Annotated in this window: 20 protein-coding genes; 15 read left to right on the top strand and 5 right to left on the bottom strand. The window is 55.2% G+C overall.

Features of this window, described 5'->3' with window-relative positions; genetic code table 11:
* Nucleotides 1-3 precede the first annotated feature (3 nt).
* The 7 genes from B2R48_RS04200 to B2R48_RS04170 all read left to right on the top strand — a co-directional run bounded on the left by B2R48_RS04200 (nt 4) and on the right by B2R48_RS04170 (nt 8,189).
* Nucleotides 4-1,611, top strand: coding sequence for an ABC transporter ATP-binding protein (locus B2R48_RS04200; protein ID WP_296998179.1), 1,608 nt, complete (start codon nt 4-6; stop codon nt 1,609-1,611).
* Entirely contained in the window at nt 1,608-2,678 is a 1,071-nt protein-coding gene (locus B2R48_RS04195) for an ABC transporter permease (RefSeq protein WP_296998176.1), read from the top strand. Before B2R48_RS04200 ends, B2R48_RS04195 begins: the two co-directional genes overlap by 4 nt.
* An 11-nt stretch (nt 2,679-2,689) precedes the next feature.
* Nucleotides 2,690-3,631, top strand: a complete 942-nt coding sequence (locus tag B2R48_RS04190; protein WP_062955907.1) for an ABC transporter permease — start codon at nt 2,690-2,692, stop codon at nt 3,629-3,631.
* Between the two features lie 48 nt (nt 3,632-3,679).
* Complete coding sequence (locus B2R48_RS04185; RefSeq protein ID WP_296998173.1) at nt 3,680-4,969, top strand: amidohydrolase family protein; 1,290 nt, start codon at nt 3,680-3,682, stop codon at nt 4,967-4,969.
* Between the two features lie 77 nt (nt 4,970-5,046).
* Nucleotides 5,047-5,652: a flavin reductase family protein gene (locus B2R48_RS04180; RefSeq protein WP_296998170.1), complete on the top strand. Its 606-nt coding sequence runs from the start codon at nt 5,047-5,049 to the stop codon at nt 5,650-5,652.
* A gap of 166 nt (nt 5,653-5,818) precedes the next feature.
* Nucleotides 5,819-7,120: an esterase-like activity of phytase family protein gene (locus B2R48_RS04175; RefSeq protein WP_296998168.1), complete on the top strand. Its 1,302-nt coding sequence runs from the start codon at nt 5,819-5,821 to the stop codon at nt 7,118-7,120.
* A 97-nt stretch (nt 7,121-7,217) separates the two neighbouring features.
* A complete protein-coding gene (locus tag B2R48_RS04170; RefSeq protein ID WP_296998165.1) occupies nt 7,218-8,189 on the top strand; it encodes an SAM-dependent methyltransferase in 972 nt (323 codons plus the stop codon).
* Here B2R48_RS04170 and B2R48_RS04165 read toward each other — a convergent pair.
* Together B2R48_RS04165 and B2R48_RS04160 are read right to left on the bottom strand one after the other, a co-directional pair.
* Entirely contained in the window at nt 8,180-8,626 is a 447-nt protein-coding gene (locus B2R48_RS04165; RefSeq protein ID WP_296998162.1) for a GFA family protein, read from the bottom strand. The two genes, B2R48_RS04170 and B2R48_RS04165, sit on opposite strands and share 10 nt — an antisense overlap.
* Complete coding sequence (locus B2R48_RS04160) at nt 8,623-9,822, bottom strand: hypothetical protein (RefSeq protein ID WP_296998160.1); 1,200 nt, start codon at nt 9,820-9,822, stop codon at nt 8,623-8,625. Before B2R48_RS04160 ends, B2R48_RS04165 begins: the two co-directional genes overlap by 4 nt.
* 262 nt (nt 9,823-10,084) lie before the next feature.
* Between B2R48_RS04160 and nadB the strand changes: the two genes are divergently transcribed.
* The 3 genes from nadB to B2R48_RS04145 all read left to right on the top strand — a co-directional run bounded on the left by nadB (nt 10,085) and on the right by B2R48_RS04145 (nt 13,330).
* Nucleotides 10,085-11,731 (top strand): L-aspartate oxidase, encoded by a 1,647-nt coding sequence (nadB, locus tag B2R48_RS04155; RefSeq protein WP_296998157.1) that lies wholly within the window; start codon nt 10,085-10,087, stop codon nt 11,729-11,731.
* A complete protein-coding gene (locus B2R48_RS04150) occupies nt 11,732-12,181 on the top strand; it encodes an MOSC domain-containing protein (protein WP_296998154.1) in 450 nt (149 codons plus the stop codon).
* A gap of 78 nt (nt 12,182-12,259) precedes the next feature.
* Entirely contained in the window at nt 12,260-13,330 is a 1,071-nt protein-coding gene (locus B2R48_RS04145; protein ID WP_062955914.1) for a GAF domain-containing protein, read from the top strand.
* On the opposite strand, the gene B2R48_RS04140 is transcribed toward B2R48_RS04145, so the two are convergent.
* Complete coding sequence (locus tag B2R48_RS04140) at nt 13,327-13,941, bottom strand: DUF4269 domain-containing protein (protein WP_296998149.1); 615 nt, start codon at nt 13,939-13,941, stop codon at nt 13,327-13,329. The two genes, B2R48_RS04145 and B2R48_RS04140, sit on opposite strands and share 4 nt — an antisense overlap.
* Before the next feature lie 88 nt (nt 13,942-14,029).
* On the opposite strand from B2R48_RS04140, the gene B2R48_RS04135 reads away from it, so the two are divergent.
* Nucleotides 14,030-14,986 carry an AEC family transporter gene (locus tag B2R48_RS04135; RefSeq protein WP_296998146.1) on the top strand — a complete coding sequence of 319 codons (957 nt, stop codon included), beginning with the start codon at nt 14,030-14,032 and terminating at the stop codon, nt 14,984-14,986.
* Here B2R48_RS04135 and B2R48_RS04130 read toward each other — a convergent pair whose 3' ends face one another.
* Together B2R48_RS04130 and B2R48_RS04125 are read right to left on the bottom strand one after the other, a co-directional pair.
* Entirely contained in the window at nt 14,987-16,000 is a 1,014-nt protein-coding gene (locus B2R48_RS04130; protein WP_296998144.1) for a YHYH protein, read from the bottom strand. It abuts the gene before it with no gap.
* Between the two features lie 161 nt (nt 16,001-16,161).
* Complete coding sequence (locus B2R48_RS04125; protein WP_296998142.1) at nt 16,162-18,036, bottom strand: ABCB family ABC transporter ATP-binding protein/permease; 1,875 nt, start codon at nt 18,034-18,036, stop codon at nt 16,162-16,164.
* A gap of 256 nt (nt 18,037-18,292) precedes the next feature.
* On the opposite strand from B2R48_RS04125, the gene B2R48_RS04120 reads away from it, so the two are divergent.
* From B2R48_RS04120 to B2R48_RS04105, 4 genes are all read left to right on the top strand, one after another.
* Nucleotides 18,293-19,579, top strand: coding sequence for a glutamate-5-semialdehyde dehydrogenase (locus B2R48_RS04120; RefSeq protein ID WP_296998139.1), 1,287 nt, complete (start codon nt 18,293-18,295; stop codon nt 19,577-19,579).
* Nucleotides 19,576-20,184, top strand: a complete 609-nt coding sequence (locus B2R48_RS04115; protein ID WP_296998136.1) for a nicotinate-nucleotide adenylyltransferase — start codon at nt 19,576-19,578, stop codon at nt 20,182-20,184. The genes B2R48_RS04120 and B2R48_RS04115 overlap by 4 nt, the downstream gene beginning before the upstream one ends.
* Before the next feature lie 55 nt (nt 20,185-20,239).
* Entirely contained in the window at nt 20,240-20,629 is a 390-nt protein-coding gene (gene rsfS, locus B2R48_RS04110; protein ID WP_342344550.1) for a ribosome silencing factor, read from the top strand.
* An 81-nt stretch (nt 20,630-20,710) separates the two neighbouring features.
* Nucleotides 20,711-21,028 (top strand): 23S rRNA (pseudouridine(1915)-N(3))-methyltransferase RlmH (locus B2R48_RS04105; protein ID WP_296998133.1); only part of this gene is annotated, 318 nt, incomplete at its 3' end.

Here is a 21,028-nt window from a genome sequence, read left to right as displayed (position 1 = left end):
CGAATGTCATCTGCTGCGCACACATCTTCTGAAACGTCGCAAGACCTGCTGCTGTCGCTGGCAGGTGTCACCAAAAGATTTGGCCCGCTGGTTGCCAATGACGCCATCGATCTGACCGTTCGCAAGGGCGAAATAGTTGCCCTTCTTGGCGAAAACGGCGCTGGCAAAACCACCTTGATGAATATTCTGTTCGGTCACTATGTCGCAGACGAAGGCACCGTTACGGTTGCCGGTCGCGATGGCGACCTTGAGCAGCTTGAACCGGGCGCCCCGCAGGCAGCCCTTGATGCCGGGATCGGCATGGTTCATCAGCATTTCACACTTGCTGAAAACCTGACCGGTCTTGATAACATCGTCCTTGGGACCGAACCGATTTTCAGGCTCCGTCGTGATCGCAGCAGCGCACGCGCAAAGCTTGGTGAACTGATGGCCGGATCGGGGCTTAATGTCGATCTGGATCAACCGGTCCACAAACTGACCGTTGGCGAAAAGCAGCGCGTTGAAATCCTCAAGGCGCTTTATCGCGATGCGCGGTTGCTGGTTCTTGATGAACCGACCGCTGTTCTGACCCCGCAAGAAGCCGACAGCCTGTTTGCCATCCTGCGCAAACTGGCCGCAACCGGCCTTGCGGTGATTATCATCGCCCACAAACTGGCCGAAGTTCTTGCCGTATCGCACCGGATTGCGGTGCTGCGCGGCGGGGCCAAGGTTGGCGAAATGAAAACCAGCGACGCGAACCACAAATCCATCGCTGAACTGATGGTCGGTCGCGAAGTTCCTGCCAGCCGCCGCACACCGCGCGAGGCCGGAAAACCGGTGATAACGCTTGCAGACGTCATAATTGATCGCGGGGATTCCCGTCGGTCCCTGCATGGGGTGAATGTCACCGCCCGCGAGGGTGAAATCCTTGGCATCGCAGGGGTATCGGGCAATGGCCAGGCGGCGCTCGCGCAACTGATCGCAGGCCTTGATAAACCCGATAGCGGCACAGTCGAGATATTTGGCGAAACAATCACCAAATTCGATGCCCACACATTCGCCCAAAACGGCATCGCGCGCATCCCCGAAGATCGCCATCATGACGGTATGGTCGGGTCGATGACCGTGGCTGAAAATATCGCGATCGAGGATGTCCGAAGCCCGGAATACCAAAAACTCGGCTTCCTTGATTTCGACGCCATCCGCACACGGGCCGAACATGCGATTGCCGATTACGACGTGCGCTGCCCGGGTCCTGATGCGCCTGCCCGTCTTTTGTCGGGTGGTAATATCCAAAAACTGATCCTGGCGCGTGTTCTGGAAAAATCGCCCAAGCTGATCCTTGCCAACCAACCTTCGCGCGGCCTTGATGTTGGTGCGCAATCAGAAGTCCATCGCCGCTTGCTGGAAGCCCGTCAGGGTGGGGCAGCGGTCATTCTGATATCCGAAGACCTTGATGAACTTCTGACCATTTCAGATCAGATCGCCGTGATCCATGCCGGGCACATAACGCCCGCCATGCCAACCGACAGCATTGACAGGTCCGAGCTTGGCCTGATGATGGCCGGACAAAAAGCCGCCCCGCATGCCCCCGATGGCACGACGACCACCAAACCGGGAGAAACGGCATGATCCGCTTTGAAGCGCGCAGCAATCCCGGCCCGCTTCTTGTTTATGGCGTGCCGGTTCTGGCCGCTACGATTGCCATACTTCTCGCCGCCATTCCGCTGGCGCTTGCCGGTGCACCGATTATTGAGGCCTATGGCCTTATGATCAGTGGTGCCTTTGGATCAGTGTTCTCAACCTCGGAAATGCTGACCCGCGCCACACCGCTGATCCTGACCGGGCTTGCGGCCGCCATTGCATTCCGCGCCAAGCTTTGGAATATCGGTGCCGAAGGCCAGCTTTACATGGGGGCCATGGCCGCCGTTGCCGTTGGTTCCGGTGTGATTGACGGGCCAAGCTGGGTGATGATCCCGGTCGTGATTATCGCTGGCATGATTGCTGGTGCGTTGATGCTGATTGGTCCGACGCTTTTGAAGACCCGCCTTGGTGTGGACGAGGTCGTCACCACCCTTCTTTTGAACTTCATCGTATTGTTGTTCGTGCAGATGATGCTGGAAGGGGCGCTTAAAGACCCGATGTCGATGGGCTGGCCACAGTCCGAACCGATCATTGATAGTGCGGCCTTCCCGGCCCTTCTCGAACGCATGCGGGTACATATTGGGCTTCTCATCGCACTTGTTTCGGCCATTGCACTGGCGGTTTTCGTCAAACGCACGGTATGGGGCTTTGAAATTCGTGCGGTTGGGGAAAATGCCGCCGCTGCCAAATTTTCCGGCATTTCGGTGACTAAAACCATGATCCTTGTTGCCGCCCTGTCAGGTGGTTTGGCCGGTCTTGCCGGGGTATCGGAAGTGGCTGGCACGCGTGGTTACCTCGCAACTGACCTTTCGCCCGGATATGGCTATGCCGGAATTGTAGTCGCGATGCTGGCACGTCTGTCACCCATCGGGGTAATTGCATCGGCGCTTTTTGTTGCATCGGTCTTTGTCGGTGCAGATTCCATGAGCCGCGCGATTGGCGTTTCAAGCTATCTCGCCGATCTGATCGTTGCCATGGCGTTGCTGTGCGTTTTGATCGGCGGGTTCCTGACCCGGTTTAGGGTTCACTTTGATCGCAAATCGGCGCAGGGCTAAGGGGAAAGACCATGGAAATCATTGATATTCTTCTTGCCGCCAGCTTCTGGGAAGCCGCCATTCGCATTGCGACCCCGCTGATCTTTGGCGTGTTGGGCGCATTGATTTGCGAACGCGCCGGTGTGCTTAACCTTGGGATCGAGGGCATCTTTACCGCCGGTGCCATGGCGGGCTGGATGGCTGTATGGCTGGGTGCCGGTCTTTGGGGTGGTGTATTGGTTGCAGCCCTTGCGGGTGGCTTCTTTGGCCTGATCCATGCGATCCTGACTGTGCCGCTTGGGCTAAGCCAGCATGTGTCGGGCATTGGGGTGACGTTGCTTGCGACCAGTTTGTCATATTTCACCTATCGCACGGCATTACCCGATGTTTCGTCCCCGCCGCGCATCGAACCGTTCCGTCCGCTTGATATCCCGTTTCTTTCAGACCTGCCCTTCATCGGACAGGCGCTGTTTTCGCAAACGGCCATGACGATGCTGGCCCTTGTTCTGGTGTTTGTCACCGGCTGGGTTTTGTATCGCACACCGCTTGGTCTTGCGATCAGGGCTGTTGGTGACAACCCGTCCTCGGTCGAGGCACAGGGACTTTCGGTTTATGGCCTTCGCATTGGTGCGGTCGTTGTCGGATCATCGCTGATGGCATTGGGCGGGGCTTTCCTGACCATGTCGGCCTTTGATGCGTTCTTCTTTGGCATGATCAATGGCCGTGGCTGGGTCTGTATCGCGCTGACCGTGTTTGCCAGCTGGCGACCGGGCAAGGCATTGATCGGGGCGTTATTGTTTGGGGCATTTGACGCGTTTCAGGTGCGCTTGCAGACCGAGGTCGGCGCATTCCTGCCATCGCAGGTATTCCTGATGATGCCCTATATCCTGTCGATCATTGCGCTTATTGTTGTGGCCCGCAAAGCCGATTACCCCAAGGCGCTTCTTGTGCCATGGTTCAAGGGACAACGTTAAGCAATACAACCCGTTTGTGATCGCTACCACCAGACCAAGGATGACATCATGCAACCCGATCTGATCCTGAAAAACGCCAATATCGCCAACGGCCAGACCGGCGTGGATATTGCCTGCCAGAATGGCAAGATCGTCGAGATAGCCAGTCATATTGATGTTCCGGCGGTCGAGGTGCTTGATTGCGGCGGCATGCTGGTCAGCCCGCCCTTCGTCGACAGCCATTTCCATATGGATGCGACCCTGTCACTGGGTCTGCCGCGCATGAATGAGTCGGGCACGTTGCTTGAAGGCATCGCGTTGTGGGGCGAACTAAAACCACTTCTGACCCCCGAAGCGGTGATTGAACGCGCGCTTAAATACTGCGATCTGGCAGTATCCAAGGGCCTGCTTGCCATCCGCACCCATGTTGATGTTTGCGATGACCGTTTGCTTGCGGTTGATGCGTTGCTCGAAGTCAAAAAGCAGGTCGCGCCCTATATCGATCTGCAACTTGTTGCCTTCCCGCAGGATGGTTATTTGCGCAGCCCGACGGCCAAGGAAAACACCATCCGCGCCCTTGATAAGGGTGTTGATGTTGTGGGCGGCATTCCGCATTTCGAACGCACCATGGCCGATGGTGCACAAAGCATCAAAGAACTTTGCGAAATGGCGGCCAAACGCGGGCTTATGGTCGACATGCATTGCGATGAGTCAGACGATCCCCTGTCGCGTCATATCGAAATGCTGACCTATGAAACCCAGCGGTTGGGGCTTCAGGGCCGTGTAGCCGGATCACACCTGACATCGATGCATTCGATGGACAATTACTATGTGTCCAAGCTGATCGCCCTGATGGCAGAGGCGGAAGTTTCCGCCATCGCCAACCCGCTGATCAACATCACCCTGCAGGGCCGCCACGATACCTATCCCAAGCGGCGCGGCATGACCCGCGTACCGGAGCTCCGCAAGGCCGGGCTGACCGTGGCATTCGGTCATGACTGTGTGATGGATCCCTGGTATTCCATGGGATCGGGCGACATGCTTGAAGTTGCATCGATGGGGCTGCATGTGGCCCAGATGACGTCGCGCGATGATATCCGCGCCTGCTTTGATGCCGTCACCACCGAACCTGCCAAGATCCTTGGTCTTGAAGGTTACGGGATTGAGGTCGGCAATAACGCAGACTTCGTCATCCTTCAGGCCCGCGACACGATTGAAGCCATCCGCATGCGCGCCAACCGCCTGTTTGTGATCAAGCACGGCAAGATCATCGCCGAAACACCGATGGCCCAAACGCGCCTGCACCTGTCAGACCGCCCGGATCATGTACGAGAACATGAATATGCCCCGCGCCAGTAACAGATCCGGATAACTTCTTGTGATCCAAACGGGCGCAGTTCGCGGATAAGAAACACGCAAACACATCAGGACGCACCATGTTCTACGAACCGGGAAAAACCGCGCATAACTTGCCGCATGATCCATTCAAGGCCTGTGTGGCCCCGCGCCCGATTGGCTGGGTGTCCACCGTTGACCCCGATGGTCGGCCCAACCTGGCCCCCTATTCATTTTTCAATGCAGTGCATGGCAACCCGCCAATGGTGATGTTTTCATCAGGTGGTTCTGTCGACAGTTTGCGCAATGCGCGTGACACAGGTGAATTCGTGGTTGGCGTTGCCCCAAAGGCGATGCTGAAAGAACTTAACTTTTCTTCAGCCCCCTTGCCGCCGGGTGGGGACGAGTTTGAATATGCTGGCTTGGAAAAATTGCCCGCCAAATGTGTCAAACCGCACCTGATCAAGGGGGTGCCGATCCACATGGAATGCAAGGTGTTCCAGATCGTTGACCTGCCAAGCCCCAGTCCGCAACATCCTTGCGCCATGGTTATTGGTACCGTCATTGGTCTGCATATTGATGATGCCATCATTCGCGATGGCATGGTCGATGTCACCCTGTTTGAACCACTCGCGCGCCTTGGCTATCAGGAATATGCCAGCGTATCGGAAACTTTCACGGTCCGCCGAGAGGATTTCTGGAAATAGTCGGTGACAGCTGCCGCCAAGCATCTGATTTGTTTCATCAAAGCGACGCTCAAGCGCAACCAAACTGTCACACAGACCCCTTAGTGTGAACAAGAACACAGCTCGCCCGAACGTGACGGGCTTGAGCTGCGTGTTTTTGTGAAATTTTTCCAGGGGATTCCCAGAAATGAAACGGTCATTTGCAGCCGGTCTAATCGGCGTAGCCGCCACCTTGGTAACGGGCTCTGCCATGGCAGGTGAAGCCAAGGTTTTTGAAACCAAAAGTGCGATCAACAACCTGTCGACCGTTATGGTCGACGGCGGCAAGGCACGCGATCTGACCATCGGCCTTGGTTCTGGCGCGTATCGTCGTCCGGGCGATCCGGGCAACATGTTCTATGCCGTGTCTGACCGTGGTCCGAACTTTACCTGCGCAAATGTCGAAGTGGTTCTGGGCGTACCCGCCGATCAGGTCTGCAAGGGTGCGAAAGTTCGCGTTTATCCGACCCCGGATTATTCGCCCTCGATCTACACCATCTTCCTGAATGACGATGGCAGCTTTGACATCAAGGATGTCATTACCATCAAGGACCAGAACGGTGTGCCGCTGACCGGCCTGACCAACAAGTTGACCGTCGCCAAAACCGAAAAGCCGGTTGATGCCGATGGCAATATGCTTGAACAGTCGGTTTCCTCGATAGATGCCGAAGGCATTATTCGCCTGAGCGACGGGTCATACTGGATCGGTGAAGAGAACGGTCCGTCGATCCTGCATGTCACGGCAGACGGTACGGTTGTTGAACGTATCGTTCCAGCCGGCTCGGAAAAGGACTTCGAAGGTTCTGCCTATAAGGTCAGTGGCGGCCTTCCGGCCATTCTCGTGAAGCGCCAGACCAACCGTGGCATTGAATCGATGGCCGTTTCGCCAGATGAAAGCAAACTGTATTTCATGGTTCAGAACCCGCTGGCGAACCCCGACAAAGCTGCCTACACCAAGGCAAAGAACACCCGTCTGTTTGTCTATGATCGTAAATCTTCAAAGTTGAGCGGTGAATATATCTACCGGCTTGATGACCCGCAGACCTTCCGCAACGACCCGTCCGAGAAACAGAATTCTCCGCGCATTTCCGAAGTTCTGGCCCTTGGTAATGACCGTCTGCTGGTACTGGAACGCACCAACAAGACCACCAAGCTACACGAAGTCGAACTGAGCGGGGCGACCAACATCCTTGCCACCCGCTGGGACGACATGTCCACTAGCCCGACACTGGAACAACAAAACGACCTTGGCAGCATTGATCTGGTCGCGGTTTCCAAGACGCTGCGTTTCGACAGTGCCGATTACCCGGAAGCCCCGAACAAGCTTGAAGGCCTGGCCATCATGGGGGACGGCGCGCTTGCGATGATCAACGATAATGATTTTGGCATCAAAGGCGATCCGACCAAGGTTCTGCTGATCGACGGTCTGGTTCAGGCCGACAAATTCTGAGTTGTTGCTTCTCAAACCGGCAATCACGGGCGGGAAAGCTGTCATGCAGCTTTCCCGCTTTTTTATTGGGTCAAAACGGCGTAAAAGCAGGCCCATGATGGAAAACAAACAGATATTCGACACCCCGGACGGCATTGATGCTGTCATCGAACCAATGGATGCCACCGGCTATCTCGCCCCTGTGGGCTTTGAGGATCAGCTGGAAGCAGAGCTTGGCGGCGTGATTGAACGCCATGACCGGTTGATGTTTGCCCCCGGCCCGGAACGGCGCGTTTTCTGGGCACAGAATGTCTGGCGTAATCCTGTGCGCATTGCCATCCCGTCGATCAAGGGGGCGGCGAAAATCCTGAAATTCAATCAACGCAACTGGGCGCTGTTCAAGTTTGACCACTTTTCCCGCGCCAAGCTGATTGAAAGCCACCTGCCCCACGTTTCAGCCAAGCGGCAGGTGTTTGGCGAACCGGCCCCGACCGCACCGCTTGGATCATGGACACTGATTGATCCCGATACCATCATCGCGGCGGCCGATTGTTCCAGCCCATGGAAGAACGGCGAAATCGAATTTGAAGAGGACAAGGTCACCCCGCCCAACCGCGCGTACCTTAAATTGTGGGAAGCCTTCACCCGTCTGGGCGCCTATCCGCAGGCCGGTGATCGCACCATGGATCTTGGCGGCAGTCCCGGCGGCTGGACCTGGGTATTGCATGAATTTGGCACCGATGTCATTTCCATCGACAAGGCCCGCCTTGATAGCAAGATCGCCAATCTGCCCCGCGTTGATTTCCGCCAGGAAAGTGCCTTTGGCCTGAACCCGGACGAAGTTGGCTATATCGACTGGCTGTGTTCGGACGTGATTTGTTATCCGGATCGGCTATACCAACTGGTCAATCAGTGGATGGATGCCGGGATGGCGACCAATTTCATCTGCACCATCAAGCTTCAGGGCAATACGGACTATTCCGCCATCACCCAGTTTGCCGATATTCCGGGGTCAAAGGTCGTGCATCTGTATAACAACAAGCACGAACTGACCTGGATGAAGGTGCCCGGCGTTACCGATCAGGATTGATCGGCAACAGCAGCGTTATCGGCATTGTCTGATTGATCATGTTGGGGAATTGCCGGATCAAGCGGATAATAATTCCCCTTATCGGCACAAAAAATCTGGCCTGACATCGTAAGTTGACTGGTATCGTCAAGGGTACCGGGCATCACCGCCATACTGCGCGACCGGACTGGCCGCCAGAAAAGGCCCGTTCCGCAAAGCTTGCAAAAGCCACGATCCGTCTTGCCCGACATTCGATACCAGCGCAAACCGTCTTCCTCGATCAGGTGCAAATCCTTGCGATTGAACCGGGCATAAGCACTGACATGTCCGTGCAATTTTCGGCACAAATTGCAGTGACACATTACCGGATTATCTAGCTGCCCGCGGATTTCAAAGCGTACCTTACCGCAATGACACCCACCTTGATGCTTGCCTGACTTCGAATTGGGGGCTGTCATTGTGGTGCTCCTGTCAAAAGCTGCTCGATAATCGGGGCGGCGGCACTGGCAGCGGGTGCAATGATCGCCAGCATGGTCTTTGCCAACTCGCCGATATTGAGCATGTTCTTGAAATCAGGCAATGCCATGACGCCCTTGGCACCTTTGTCGACTTCCGGCTCCAGCCCCGCCTTTTCATAGGCATCCCCCATCAGCGTCGCTGCCGTCACAAAAGTCAAAAACAGGATAATCGAATAGAGGATACCTTCATAAAGGACCGTACCTTTTACTGCGGCTTCGAATGCCATTGTCAACTTGGCATCGTCTGGCAGATAAGCCGCAGGCCAACTGCGCCAATAGTTCATGTGCAGAACGCTGGTAACGAGAAACAGCGACGTAAAGTACAAAAGATTTTTCCAACGGGCTCCCAACCGGGCAAAGACAACACGGGCATCCGGATCATCCGATGCGACGTCAAACGCCCGGATGACAAGACAGGATGCCGCAACGGCCATCAAAAATGCCGCAACAGCCGCAAGCACGTTGCCAATCACAATGCTCTTGCGCAAATCCCACAGGAAATACTCCTCATCTCCGCCAGGCGCGTCACTTTCCGTCAGGCAACCCGTTTCATTGCAACGCCCCAGGATGTTGTCAAATACGGCTGGCGCAAACTTCCGAACCATTTCTGTCTGCTGGTCATCGGTTGTTGCAACACACGCACTATCCTCCGACACGGCGCAGGGTAACAAGCGCCCCTGATAGACCTGTGGTTCGAGATACCCCACCAGACCGAGAAGCAAGATGATGGAGGTCACAAGAACAAGCGCATGGGCAGTGAGTTTTGCCGACAACCATCCAAGCCCCTTACGCAACAGAACACTTCCCGGCACGCGCAATACCCAGCCCGGTGGCACCAGGGTAAAATGCATTCTGTCTTTCAGGCAAAATGCAATCTGACGCAACGCCTGAATGACCACCACCAGACCCGCGATCAGAAATGTCAAAAAGGCCGCCGCCATGGCATATCGTGCAGTGACCTGTGTGGCGGTTGGCATTTCGCCAAGATGCTCAATGATTTCCGCCTTTGGATCCGCCACCAGTACAAGTTCATGCAACCCAAACCGGCCAAGCAGTGTCGTCCCAATGGCAAAACCAAGCAGCCCAAGCAACAAGGGCAAGAAATCAATCAGGCGCAGGCGGAGTTTATCGACCACAACAGCATCCCCCGATAAGCTGATGGCGGGTGGCAAGACAAGCTGCCATACAAACCCCTATTTCATCCGATCCCGGATTGGTTCGCAAGATATTCATACAACCAAAGGTGTTCACCCCTTGGCGGGTATTCGTAGCGATTGATGGCGATTATGTTTGAGATTGCGCAAAAGCAGCCCTATTCTGCGCCTCTGTTCGGAGCCTGATATTGACGCCACCGCGCCAGTTTCTGCCATCAGGCACCGCCCGAAAGTGATGGGAAAAATGTCCGAGAATTCTTTCCAGTATGACGTGCTTATCATCGGCAGTGGTGCTGCCGGTTTGTCCACTGCGCTTAAACTTGCCCCACATGTAAAGGTCGCCGTTCTTTCCAAGGGAAAGATTGATGATGGCTCGACCAATTGGGCACAAGGTGGCATTGCCGCTGTTCTTGATGCCGCTGACAGTGTTGAAAACCATGTCCGTGACACACTGGTCGCCGGTGCGGACCTGTGCAAACGTGAAACCGTCGAATTCGTCGCCACCAACGCGCCAAAGGCAATTGCATGGCTTGACGAACTTGGCATTCAACTGACCCGCGACCCGAATGGCGACAACAACCAGCCATTTCATCTGACCCGCGAAGGCGGCCACAGCCATCGGCGCATCGTCCATGCCGCCGATGCCACTGGGCGCGCGGTCCAGACCACACTGCAAAGCCAAGCCGTCAGTCACCCAAACATTGATATCTTTGAAAACTATCTGGCGATTGATCTGGTGACCGACCGCAAGTTCGGCGGTGAAGGCAGGCGTTGTATCGGGGCTTATGCGCTTGATCTTGGCACCGGGCAGGTCAAATCATTTAACGCGCGCACCGTGATCCTTGCCACCGGCGGGGCAAGCAAGGTGTACCGATTCACGTCCAACCCGGATGGCTCGACCGGGGATGGCATTGCGATGGCCTGGCGTGCGGGTTGTCGTGTGATGAATATGGAATTCAGCCAGTTCCACCCGACTTGCCTTTATCATCCACAGGCCAAATCCTTCCTGATTTCCGAAGCTGTACGTGGCGAGGGCGGCAAACTTTTGTTGCCCGATGGCACACGTTTCATGGACCAGTTCGACGAACGTGGTGAACTGGCCCCGCGCGATATTGTCGCACGCGCGATTGACCATGAGCTCAAACGTCTTGGTGCGGATTGCGTTTACCTTGATATCACCCACAAGGGGGCGGATTTCATCAAGGAGCACTTCCCGACCATCTACGAGAACTGCCTGAGCTACGGCATCGATATGACCAAACAACCGATCCCGGTTGTTCCAGCCGCCCATTATACCTGTGGCGGGGTTCTTACCGATTTGCGCGGGCGTACTGATCTGACCGGCCTTTACGCAATTGGCGAATGTGCTGGCACGGGCTTGCACGGGGCCAATCGACTTGCGTCAAACTCGCTTCTGGAATGCCTTGTATTTGGTGATGCCGCATCAAAGGACATTATCGAAGCCCTTCCGGTCGAAGATCTTTTCAAACCGATCCCAGACTGGGATGAAACCGGCATTACCGATTCAGACGAAGAAGTCATTGTTGCCCATAACTGGGAACAGCTGCGCAACGTGATGTGGGACTTTGTCGGCATTGTGCGCACAACCAAACGCATGCAACGCGCTCAGCACCGGGTGGACTTGCTGTTGTCAGAAATTGACGAATATTACGGCAACTTCCGCGTCACCAATGACCTTCTGGAACTGCGTAACCTTTCGGTGGTAGCCAAACTGATCATTCAGTCCGCCCTGTGGCGTCGCGAAAGCCGGGGTTTGCATTACACGATCGACTACCCTGAACTTGATGAAAGCGGCACCCCGCGCCAGACCATATTGGTCCCGGAAAACTTCGCAGGTCGCTGGGTGATTTCCGGTCAGTGGAAAACTTGAATGAAGATCAAAGCGGAACTGATTGGCATCGCACGCAAGGCGCGATCGCGAGCCCCCATGGAAAGCCTTGACCGCGTTGAGGTCACAAAAGAGCTTGGCGTGAATGGTGATTATCGCGGCAAGTTGCGCCGTCGTCAGGTCACCATTCTGGCCAAGGAAGACTGGCAGGCGGCATGTCGCGAAATTGGTCAAGGCGATATCCCATGGACCGAACGCCGCGCAAACTTGTATGTCTGCGGCATCGTGTTACCGCGGATCAAAGGCAGCAAACTTTCAATCGGTGGTGTGATATTCGAGATCACCGGGGAAACCGACCCGTGTGATCGAATGGACGAAGTCGCCATGGGCCTGAAAGACGCGCTGACACCAAACTGGCGTGGCGGCGTAACCTGCCGCGTGGTCGGAGCCGGAACGCTATCGATCGGAGATCCGGTCAACCAGATTATCTAGTTCAAAGGTCAACTTGATCAGATTTTTGAACCATCTAGAATTCCGGATATCAAGAGCACCTAATTGGGGGATTACTGGATGCACAAGGCGGAACTGCCCGATAACGAACTGGACCGTCAGAAGTCTCTTGAAAGCATGGGCATTCTGACCAGTGTTGCCGATCCGGAACTTGACCGCATCACGCGTGTTGCACAACGGATATTCGGCTCTGAAATCGTGGCAATATCGCTGCTTGATAACGACCGCCAGTTTTTCAAGTCCAACATCAACCAGCCGACCTCTGAAACACCGCGGGACGTTTCATTTTGTGGTCATGTGATTCATGATGATCGCACATTCGTCGTCGAAGATGCGATATCCGATGACCGGTTCCGTGACAATCCGCTGGTCACCGGCGCGCCGTTTGTTCGGTCATATGCCGGTGTGCCCCTGACAAACCCGGACGGCTTCAAGATCGGAACCTTGTGTGTGGTCGACACCACCAGTCGCCAGTTCAGCGATGAAGACATTCAGATTCTTGAGGATCTCGGGTTGTGGGCGGAAACCATCATCGCACTGCGTTATGGTGCAAGAACCCCACAACAGGTCTTTGATGACCTTGATCCGGCCAAACAAGAACTCCTGACCGATCCCCAAACGCGCTCCTGGAATGCGGCAGGCATGACGGAATTCCTGCATCGCGAGCTGATCAATGCGCGCCTCAAAAACACACCGATTGCCATCTTTCGCTTTGAGATTGATGAGCATGAAAACCTTGCCAAGACGTACGGAGCGGAAACCCTGGAGCGCGTGGTACAAGCCATTGCTTCTGCTGTGACGTCATCGCTTCGCGACCGTGATGTTGTCGGGCGTGTTGATAAATATGGCTTTGCCTGCCTGATGCCCGGCGCGCGTGAAGAACAAACAAGTTTTCTGGGTTTCAAACTGTGTGACACCGTGCGCGAACAATGCCGTTTCACCGATGCCGAAGGCGATCCGGTCAGGATCACCGTGAGTGTCGGTGCCACTTGGGCGGAACCGGAAACCAAGTTCCACCACACAGCTGGTGAAATCCTTGACCTTGCAGGCAACGCACTTCTCGAAGCACGTTCAATGGAAATTGAAAACGTCGTTTATCGCGCGTTACCTGTGCCTGAAGAGGCAAATTAGATACCCGATACTCCAAGCCGCCCGCAGAGCTCGCTTGGCGACAGGTCAGCGAGTTTTGCCAATGCGAGATAGGGATCCCCATCGAGCCGTAAAAGGCTGGCAAAGGCTGGCTCGGTCTTGATGCCTGCTTGCTTCAAGTCCTGTATTTTACGGGCAAAGCCATCCCCCATGACATGGAGGATGCGCGCCTCTACCAACATATGTACGAAGCCGTATTGTTCGCGGGCCGGGCGATCCGTTGCAAAGATTTCAATGGGCAGTCCGTCGCATTCAAAACGCACGACAACGGCCGCGTCGACATGGTCGGTCGCATCACGCCTGTGCCGGGTATAGCCCGCGAAATCACCAAAGGCCTGATCAGCAAACAAGCCAAAAGCATCCAGTCCGGACACATTGCACAATATGTCGATGTCAGATGTTGCTATATCTATCCCCAACGGCAGGGTTCCGACAACTTCCGGACCGTAACCCAAAAGACATTCCAGAATCTGGAAACGATCAAGAATATCGGCTGCCTGCGCGCCCTGCGGCGATGCAGTCGCAAGTCGACCGATCCCCGAAAAGCTCTGGGTATCCAACCCTTCAGGCCAATCCATTACCGTTTGGTTCATTCTGAACGTCATTCCGTTTCTTGACCTGCACAGTTTTACCGGGATAGCTGATATCTACGCCCACCCCTAACGAAAGCCGCTGGCACAAATGCTTGATATTCTTGCCATAACAACACCGATTTTTCTAATCATTGCCATCGGCTATATCGCTGTTCTTCGCAACATTGTGCCTCAAACAGTTGTGCGTGGCATGGGGGCATTCGTTATTAATTTTGCTCTGCCATGCCTTTTGATCCGCACGGTAATTGCCCATGATATCAACAAGGTTTTCAATACAAACTATCTGGTGGCATATGGCAGCGGGTCGCTGATCGTATTCGCTCTGGGCTATTTCTTTGCCCGATTGATCGCCAGGAAAAGCCAACAGAATGCCGCACTGCAAGGCATGGGGATGTCTGTGTCCAACAGTGGTTTTATCGGCTATCCGATTGTTCTGCAGCTGCTTGGTCCTACGGCGGGTATTGCGCTGGCATTGTGCTTCATCATCGAAAATCTGGTCATCACGCCACTTGCTCTGATCCTGGGTGATAGTGCCGAGGCAGAGGGCACTAGTCGTTGGCAAATTCTGCGCAAGACCCTTGCCCGGCTTGCACGCAATCCAATCATTATCGCCATCGTGATCGGGATGAGCATTTCGATTTCCGGGATCACATTACCCGGCCCGATCTTTTCGGTGATCGATATGCTGGCCTCGGCGTCGGGCCCGGTGGCGCTGTTTGTTATCGGTGGCGGGCTTGTTGGGCTCAAACTGCGCGGTTTGCGTTTCGACATGGCACGCATCGTGTTTGGCAAACTTGTGCTGCACCCGTTAATCATTTTCCTTTTGCTCGGACTTGTTCCCGACCTGGACCCGTTGATGAAGGTGGCTGCGGTCGGCTTTGCCTGTGCCCCGATGTTGAGCGTCTACCCGATCTATGGTCAGCGTTACGGGCACGAGGGCATGGGGGCAGCATCCCTGATGGCAGCGACATCTCTATCCTTTATCACCATAAGCACAGCACTATGGTTACTTGATAGCACCGCGGTATTCGGACCATTGCCCTGATTATCGCGGCGGCTGTCCGAATTTCGGCCGTTGCCCCGGAAAACCGCCGCCCGGTGGTGGTGGGCGTCGCCCCTGATCAGGGGCGCCACCCGGGCCACTGCCCGGCCCGCCTGCCTGACCGCCGGGTCCCATGCCGCCCGGCCCCTTTGCGAAACTGCGATCAGGCATTCCTGCCAGCATGCGGGGAACGAACGGGAAGCTTTCCGTGACAAAGTATGCGTAGGTGCCCCGGGGATATTCCGGCGTCACCGTTTCACGGCCGTTGGCTTCGTCCAGATCGCCAAGCCCCGGAACGAATTCGAAATCCTCGCCAAAGGTGCCATCATATGTGCCTCCCGGGCCGCTCGGTCGTGTTCCAGTCTTTACCCGCCATGAACTGCGCACTGCCACCACGGGTGAAGCCGGATTATTGGGGTCGGAATAGCCAAACATCGCATAAATTGGAAACCCGTCCGCAGCAAACCCAATGCGAATGGAATGCTGGTCAGGCGACCAGCTTTTGATCAATCCCGTGGGCAGGCCGTGATAGTGATAGGTTCCGTCTGGCTGGACATGGGCATTGTTCTGATCAAGACCAAGATCCACTGTCGGCGAGATCGCTTCATAGCGCCATCCGGACTGACGATCACGTTGCCAGAATTCGGCCGTGAAGGGATCAAATGGCACGCCGTTTACCGCCACACCAAATGACATGTGATCAATCGATGAAAACCGCCCGCCTTTGGTCGGATTTAGCGGCAACCTGAACTCAAGCGATTGGGCTTTGATGGAATTGGGGTTCTTGCGGTTGGGGAAACTGCCGGTCGCATGATCCGGGATTGCATTGGACCGTATGTAACGATAGCGACCGTCTTCGCGCATGCTGACTTGATTTGAAAGAGCCCAGGCCTGCTTTGTCGGATTGAGGACCATGCCAGCAAGCGGCAACATCCCCATTCCCACCAGAACATTGCGACGCATGCGATCAACTTCTTCACGCGCATCACCGGCATAACACCCTTCATCCGCTGGCATATGGTGATGATGATGGTGTTCTGACGACGCCCCCCTAAGCGCATGCAGATCAGTTCGTGTTAATTTCGGCACTGGACGCCCCCCAAAACCAGTTGCGATAACACCCCTATTATTTAGCGACGCCGCGCACGGTTCCAGTCCAAATTTGCCACGCGGTTCTGTCAGGTCGGAATTTCGCCAGCATGGGCCAGAATTTCCTCGGCCTCGCGGATTTCCTGTTGCTGTGCCCACATCTCGGCATAAAGGCCGTCACGATCGAGCAATTCCTGATGGCGGCCGCGTTCTGCCACCTGCCCGTCACGCAACACAATGATTTCATCAGCATCAATCACGGTCGACAAACGGTGCGCAATGATCAGGGTCGTGTGCCCGCGTGACACATCGCGAAGTGCTTGCTGGATATCCTTTTCAGTCCGGGTATCAAGCGCTGATGTTGCCTCGTCAAAGATCATGATTTTCGGACGTTTCAGGAGCATGCGTGCAATCGATACGCGCTGCTTTTCCCCACCCGAAAGTTTCAGGCCACGTTCACCAACCATGGTTTTGAAGCCTTCAGGCAAGCCTGCGATAAATCCGTCGATGCTGGCAAGCTTGGCGACATTTTCGATCTCATCGTGCGCCGCACCCGGTCGACCATAGGAAATGTTATAGGCAATGGTATCGTTAAACAGGACGGTATCTTGCGGAACGATGCCGATTTCACGTCTGAGCGAGTTTTGCGTAACCTCACGGATGTCCTGATCATCAATCGTGATTTTGCCGCCCGACACATCATAAAAGCGGAACATCAGACGGGTCAGGGTTGATTTGCCTGCACCGCTTGGCCCGACAACGGCAACGGTTTTTCCAGCCGGAACCTCAAAACTTACACCCTTAAGAATCTTGCGATCCGGGTTGTAGGAGAAATGCACATCCTCAAACCGGACGGTTGCCGCATCACAGGCAAGGCTTTTGGCATCCGCCTTGTCTTCGACTTCCTTTTCGACATCGAGAAGCGAGAACATCCGCTCCATATCCGTCAGGGACTGTTTGATCTGGCGATAGACAAACCCAAGAAAGTTCAGCGGCATGTAAAGCTGCAGCAGATAGGTGTTCACCAGAACGAAATCACCCACCGTCATCGTACCGTCCTTCACGCCCTGCGCAGCCAGCAGCATGTTCAGAACCAAGCCCAGCGCAATGATCGCGCCTTGCCCGACGTTAAGTTTAGACAGCGAGACTTGCGACTGAACCGCGGCAACTTCATACCCCCGCAATGCCTTGTCATAGCGGGTCGATTCATGGGCTTCGTTGTTGAAGTATTTGACTGTTTCGTAATTGATCAGGCTATCGATGGCCTTGGTGTTGGCTTCATCATCGCGCTTGTTCATTTCGCGACGGAATTTCATGCGCCATTCCGTCACCACCAGTGTGAAGACGATATAGATCACAATGGTGGTAAAGGTGATCAGCGCAAACCAGACGTCATAAAGCGCCCACAAGATGATCGAGACCATGAAGATCTCGAGCAAGGTCGGCAGGATGTTGAACAGCATGAAGGACAAAAGAAATTCAATGCCCTTCACCCCGCGTTCAATCGCACGCGACAACCCGCCCATCTGACGATCCAGATGGAAACGCAGCGACAAACCGTGCAGGTGCTCAAAAACGCTGAGCGCGGATCTGCGAATGGCACGTTGGGCCACCTTGGCAAAGACCGCATCGCGCATTTCACCAAAGGCCGAGACAAGAATACGCACAAGACCATAGCCAATGATCAATGCCACCGGCACAACAATCAGGGCTGTGGTATCTGTCGATCCAGATTGGGTCGCGTTTGCTGCTGCATCACCGGCCTTGTCACCACCGCCAAGCGCATCGACCGCGTATTTATACAATACCGGGATATAGACATTGGCGACCTTGGCACCGACCAGGAACAGCAATGCCAACACAACACGCGCCTTGAGTTCAACCTCGCCGCGCGGCCACAAATACGGCAGGAATGTCTTGACGACGCCAAACTCTGCGCGCGCAGTTGGCTGGTCGGAACCCATGCTTTTCAATTTCTTATCCCCAAACAGGTACCGAACAGCATTTCAGGATGTGCACGGCATATCTTTTCATTCTGTCATCAACAGATGGACCGATCAGGCCATTTTGGCAAGCATCCTGGGTCGTTTATCCACGAAGGTCATTGCAGATAGCCGGTTTGATGTCTATTTTGCCAATTTGTTGATAAAATCTCAGAAACACCGGGTTTGGTGCCTGATTGCCAACCCATTTTCTATCTTCATGAACGGAACCAGGACCATGACGGCGCTTGCCAGTATCGAAAGCCAGGATATCGCAGCATTGATGCGCGATATGGGAATCAAAGCCCGCAAAGCAGCACTCGAACTCGCACAGGTCCCGTCCGAACCAAAAGAAGCTGCCCTCAAGGCCGCGGCTGCCAAGTTGCGTGAAAATTCCGATGCCATCCTGAGCGCCAACGCCAAGGACATGGAAGCCGGTCGTGCCAAGGGCCTGACCGCAGCCTTGCTTGATCGTCTGGCACTGGATGCAGACCGCATCGAAGGGATTGCCAAGGGTGTCGAAGCCGTTGGTGAATTGCCCGACCCCGTCGGACGCGAGCTGGCGCGCTGGAGCCCGGAACATAACGGACTTGATATCGCACGTGTGTCCGTGCCGCTTGGCGTGATTGGCATCATCTATGAAAGCCGCCCGAACGTGACGGCCGATGCCGGTGCCATGTGCATCAAGTCGGGCAATGCTGCCATCCTGCGCGGTGGATCGGAAAGCTTCCATTCATCGCGTGCGATTTTTGATTGCATGGTCGCAGGCATCCGTGAAGCGGGCCTGCCGGAGAACGCCATTCAGATGATCCCGGTGACCGACCGTGCCGCTGTTGGCGAGATGCTGAAACTGTCAGATTACATTGATGTCATTGTCCCGCGCGGTGGCAAGTCACTGATTTCGCGCATCACCGATGAAAGCCGCATTCCGCTTTTCAAGCACCTTGAAGGGCTTTGCCACACCTATGTCCATGCCAGTGCCGATCCGCAAAAGGCTGTGGATATTGTCGTCAATGCCAAGATGCGCCGGGTTGGTATCTGTGGTGCGACCGAAACGGTTCTGATCGACAGTTCGGTTGCGGGTCGTCTATTGCCCCGCATTGCCGAAGCACTTGTCGCCAAGGGGTGTGAGCTGCGTGGTGATGAAACCGCGCAAGCAATTGACGGGCGCATCAAACCCGCCACCGCCGATGACTGGGTCACCGAATATCTTGATGCGATTGTCTCGATCAAGGTTGTATCGGGTGTCGAAGAAGCCGTTGATCACATCAACACGTTCGGATCACACCATACTGATGCAATCGTTGCCGAAAATCCCACCGCCACGGCCACGTTCCTGAATGGTGTGGATTCCGGGATCGTGATTGTTAATGCATCAACCCAGTTTGCAGACGGTGGCGAATTTGGCATGGGGGCTGAAATCGGCATTTCGACCGGCAAGCTGCATGCGCGTGGCCCGGTCGGAGTCGAACAGTTGACCAGCTACAAATACATTGTCCGTGGTCAGGGTCAGACCCGTCCATGACGTCATCTGCGCCCAGATCACATGTGGCCCCGCCACGGGTCGGCCTGTTGGGCGGGTCGTTCAATCCCGCCCATGAAGGTCACCTTCATATATCGCTCGAAGCATTGAAACGCTTGCAGCTTGATGCGGTCTGGTGGCTGGTATCGCCGCAAAATCCGTTGAAATCATCGTCAGGTATGGCCGACTTCGCGGATCGGTTTGATTCTGCACTGATGATGGCAAAGCATCCCCGCATTGTTGTTTCTGCAATTGAAACCGAGCTCGGAACCCGCTATACGGCCGATACTCTTGCAGCCTTGCAACGCCGTTTTACCCGAACAAAGTTCGTTTGGCTGATGGGAGCAGACAACCTGGCCCAGTTCCATAAATGGAAATGGTGGGAAAGGTTGATTTTACGTGCTCCCATTGCGGTTCTCGACCGTGAGGGGTATTCTGACAAGGCATTGTCCGGAACCGCCGCGCGCCGTATGGAACGCTGGCGCATTCCCATGGACAGGGCGGGTTTGCTGGCCGATCTCGATGTTCCGGCCTGGGTGTACCTGCCAATCAAGCGCCATCCGGCTTCTTCGACCGCAATTCGCGCCGAAGGCAGATGGCAGGTGTAAGCATCGCAGCGATGTTATTTGTCGGCAAAAGCCGACCATCGCGCGGAAAATTAAGGTGGCGACCATAGGTACCGCAAAACAGACTCTTAAACCGGGCGAAATGCTTTCGCTCATCAAGAGTACGCTTGAAGATGACAAGGCCGAAGACCTTGTCACCATTGATCTGACCGATAAAACCTCTCTTGCCGATCACATGGTTATCGCAACCGGCTCTTCATCGCGCCGGGTCGCAGCCATGGCCGAACACATTGTCGAGGCCATCAAGGATGCTGGTCAGGGCCGTGCTTTGGCCGAAGGCAAGGAACAGGGCGACTGGGTTCTGGTGGATACGGGCGACGTCATCGTTCACCTGTTCCGTCCGGAAGTTCGTGCCTTTTACAACATCGAAGAGATGTGGGGCGTTGAAAACCCGGCTCTGAAACAGCAGGCAGCGCGGCTGTACTAACAGCCCGCGCTGTTTGGCGCTTCCCCGGGTCCCCCGAACGGACGCCGAACAGATATCTGCGTAACGGTCTGGATCGAAGACATGCAAATTACCCTTGCAGCTGTGGGACGGATGAAATCCGGCCCCGAGAAAGATCTGTTTGACCATTACGCAGGCCGACTGCGCTGGCCTTTTGCGCTTCGCGAAGTTGAAGAAAAAAAGAAACTCCCGCCCAATCAGCTTAAAGACCGCGAAGCGGATCTCCTGCTTGGCGTCATTCCGGAAAACGCGTTTCTGATCGCGCTTGATGAGCGCGGCAAGGAATACGGCTCGATCGAGTTTTCGCAAAAGCTTGAAGGCTGGATGGATCAATATTCCGGCAATATCGCCTTTGCCATTGGCGGGGCGGACGGGCATGGC

Source organism: Thalassospira sp. UBA848 (assembly GCF_002295455.1).
Classification (GTDB): Bacteria; Pseudomonadota; Alphaproteobacteria; order Rhodospirillales; family Thalassospiraceae; genus Thalassospira.
Note: the sequence above shows the minus strand (reverse complement) of the source record. Positions and strands in the feature narration are given on the sequence as shown.

Bases quoted from the DNA above. Each gene is read 5' to 3' on its own strand.
- B2R48_RS04200 (WP_296998179.1), top strand. From the start codon at position 4: ATGTCATCTGCTGCGCACACATCTTCTGAAACGTCGCAAGACCTGCTG.
- B2R48_RS04195 (WP_296998176.1), top strand. From the start codon at position 1,608: ATGATCCGCTTTGAAGCGCGCAGCAATCCCGGCCCGCTTCTTGTTTAT.
- B2R48_RS04190 (WP_062955907.1), top strand. From the start codon at position 2,690: ATGGAAATCATTGATATTCTTCTTGCCGCCAGCTTCTGGGAAGCCGCC.
- B2R48_RS04185 (WP_296998173.1), top strand. From the start codon at position 3,680: ATGCAACCCGATCTGATCCTGAAAAACGCCAATATCGCCAACGGCCAG.
- B2R48_RS04180 (WP_296998170.1), top strand. From the start codon at position 5,047: ATGTTCTACGAACCGGGAAAAACCGCGCATAACTTGCCGCATGATCCA.
- B2R48_RS04175 (WP_296998168.1), top strand. From the start codon at position 5,819: ATGAAACGGTCATTTGCAGCCGGTCTAATCGGCGTAGCCGCCACCTTG.
- B2R48_RS04170 (WP_296998165.1), top strand. From the start codon at position 7,218: ATGGAAAACAAACAGATATTCGACACCCCGGACGGCATTGATGCTGTC.
- B2R48_RS04165 (WP_296998162.1), bottom strand. From the start codon at position 8,626: ATGACAGCCCCCAATTCGAAGTCAGGCAAGCATCAAGGTGGGTGTCAT.
- nadB (WP_296998157.1), top strand. From the start codon at position 10,085: ATGTCCGAGAATTCTTTCCAGTATGACGTGCTTATCATCGGCAGTGGT.
- B2R48_RS04150 (WP_296998154.1), top strand. From the start codon at position 11,732: ATGAAGATCAAAGCGGAACTGATTGGCATCGCACGCAAGGCGCGATCG.
- B2R48_RS04145 (WP_062955914.1), top strand. From the start codon at position 12,260: ATGCACAAGGCGGAACTGCCCGATAACGAACTGGACCGTCAGAAGTCT.
- B2R48_RS04140 (WP_296998149.1), bottom strand. From the start codon at position 13,941: ATGAACCAAACGGTAATGGATTGGCCTGAAGGGTTGGATACCCAGAGC.
- B2R48_RS04135 (WP_296998146.1), top strand. From the start codon at position 14,030: ATGCTTGATATTCTTGCCATAACAACACCGATTTTTCTAATCATTGCC.
- B2R48_RS04130 (WP_296998144.1), bottom strand. From the start codon at position 16,000: ATGCCAGCGGATGAAGGGTGTTATGCCGGTGATGCGCGTGAAGAAGTT.
- B2R48_RS04125 (WP_296998142.1), bottom strand. From the start codon at position 18,036: ATGGGTTCCGACCAGCCAACTGCGCGCGCAGAGTTTGGCGTCGTCAAG.
- B2R48_RS04120 (WP_296998139.1), top strand. From the start codon at position 18,293: ATGACGGCGCTTGCCAGTATCGAAAGCCAGGATATCGCAGCATTGATG.
- B2R48_RS04115 (WP_296998136.1), top strand. From the start codon at position 19,576: ATGACGTCATCTGCGCCCAGATCACATGTGGCCCCGCCACGGGTCGGC.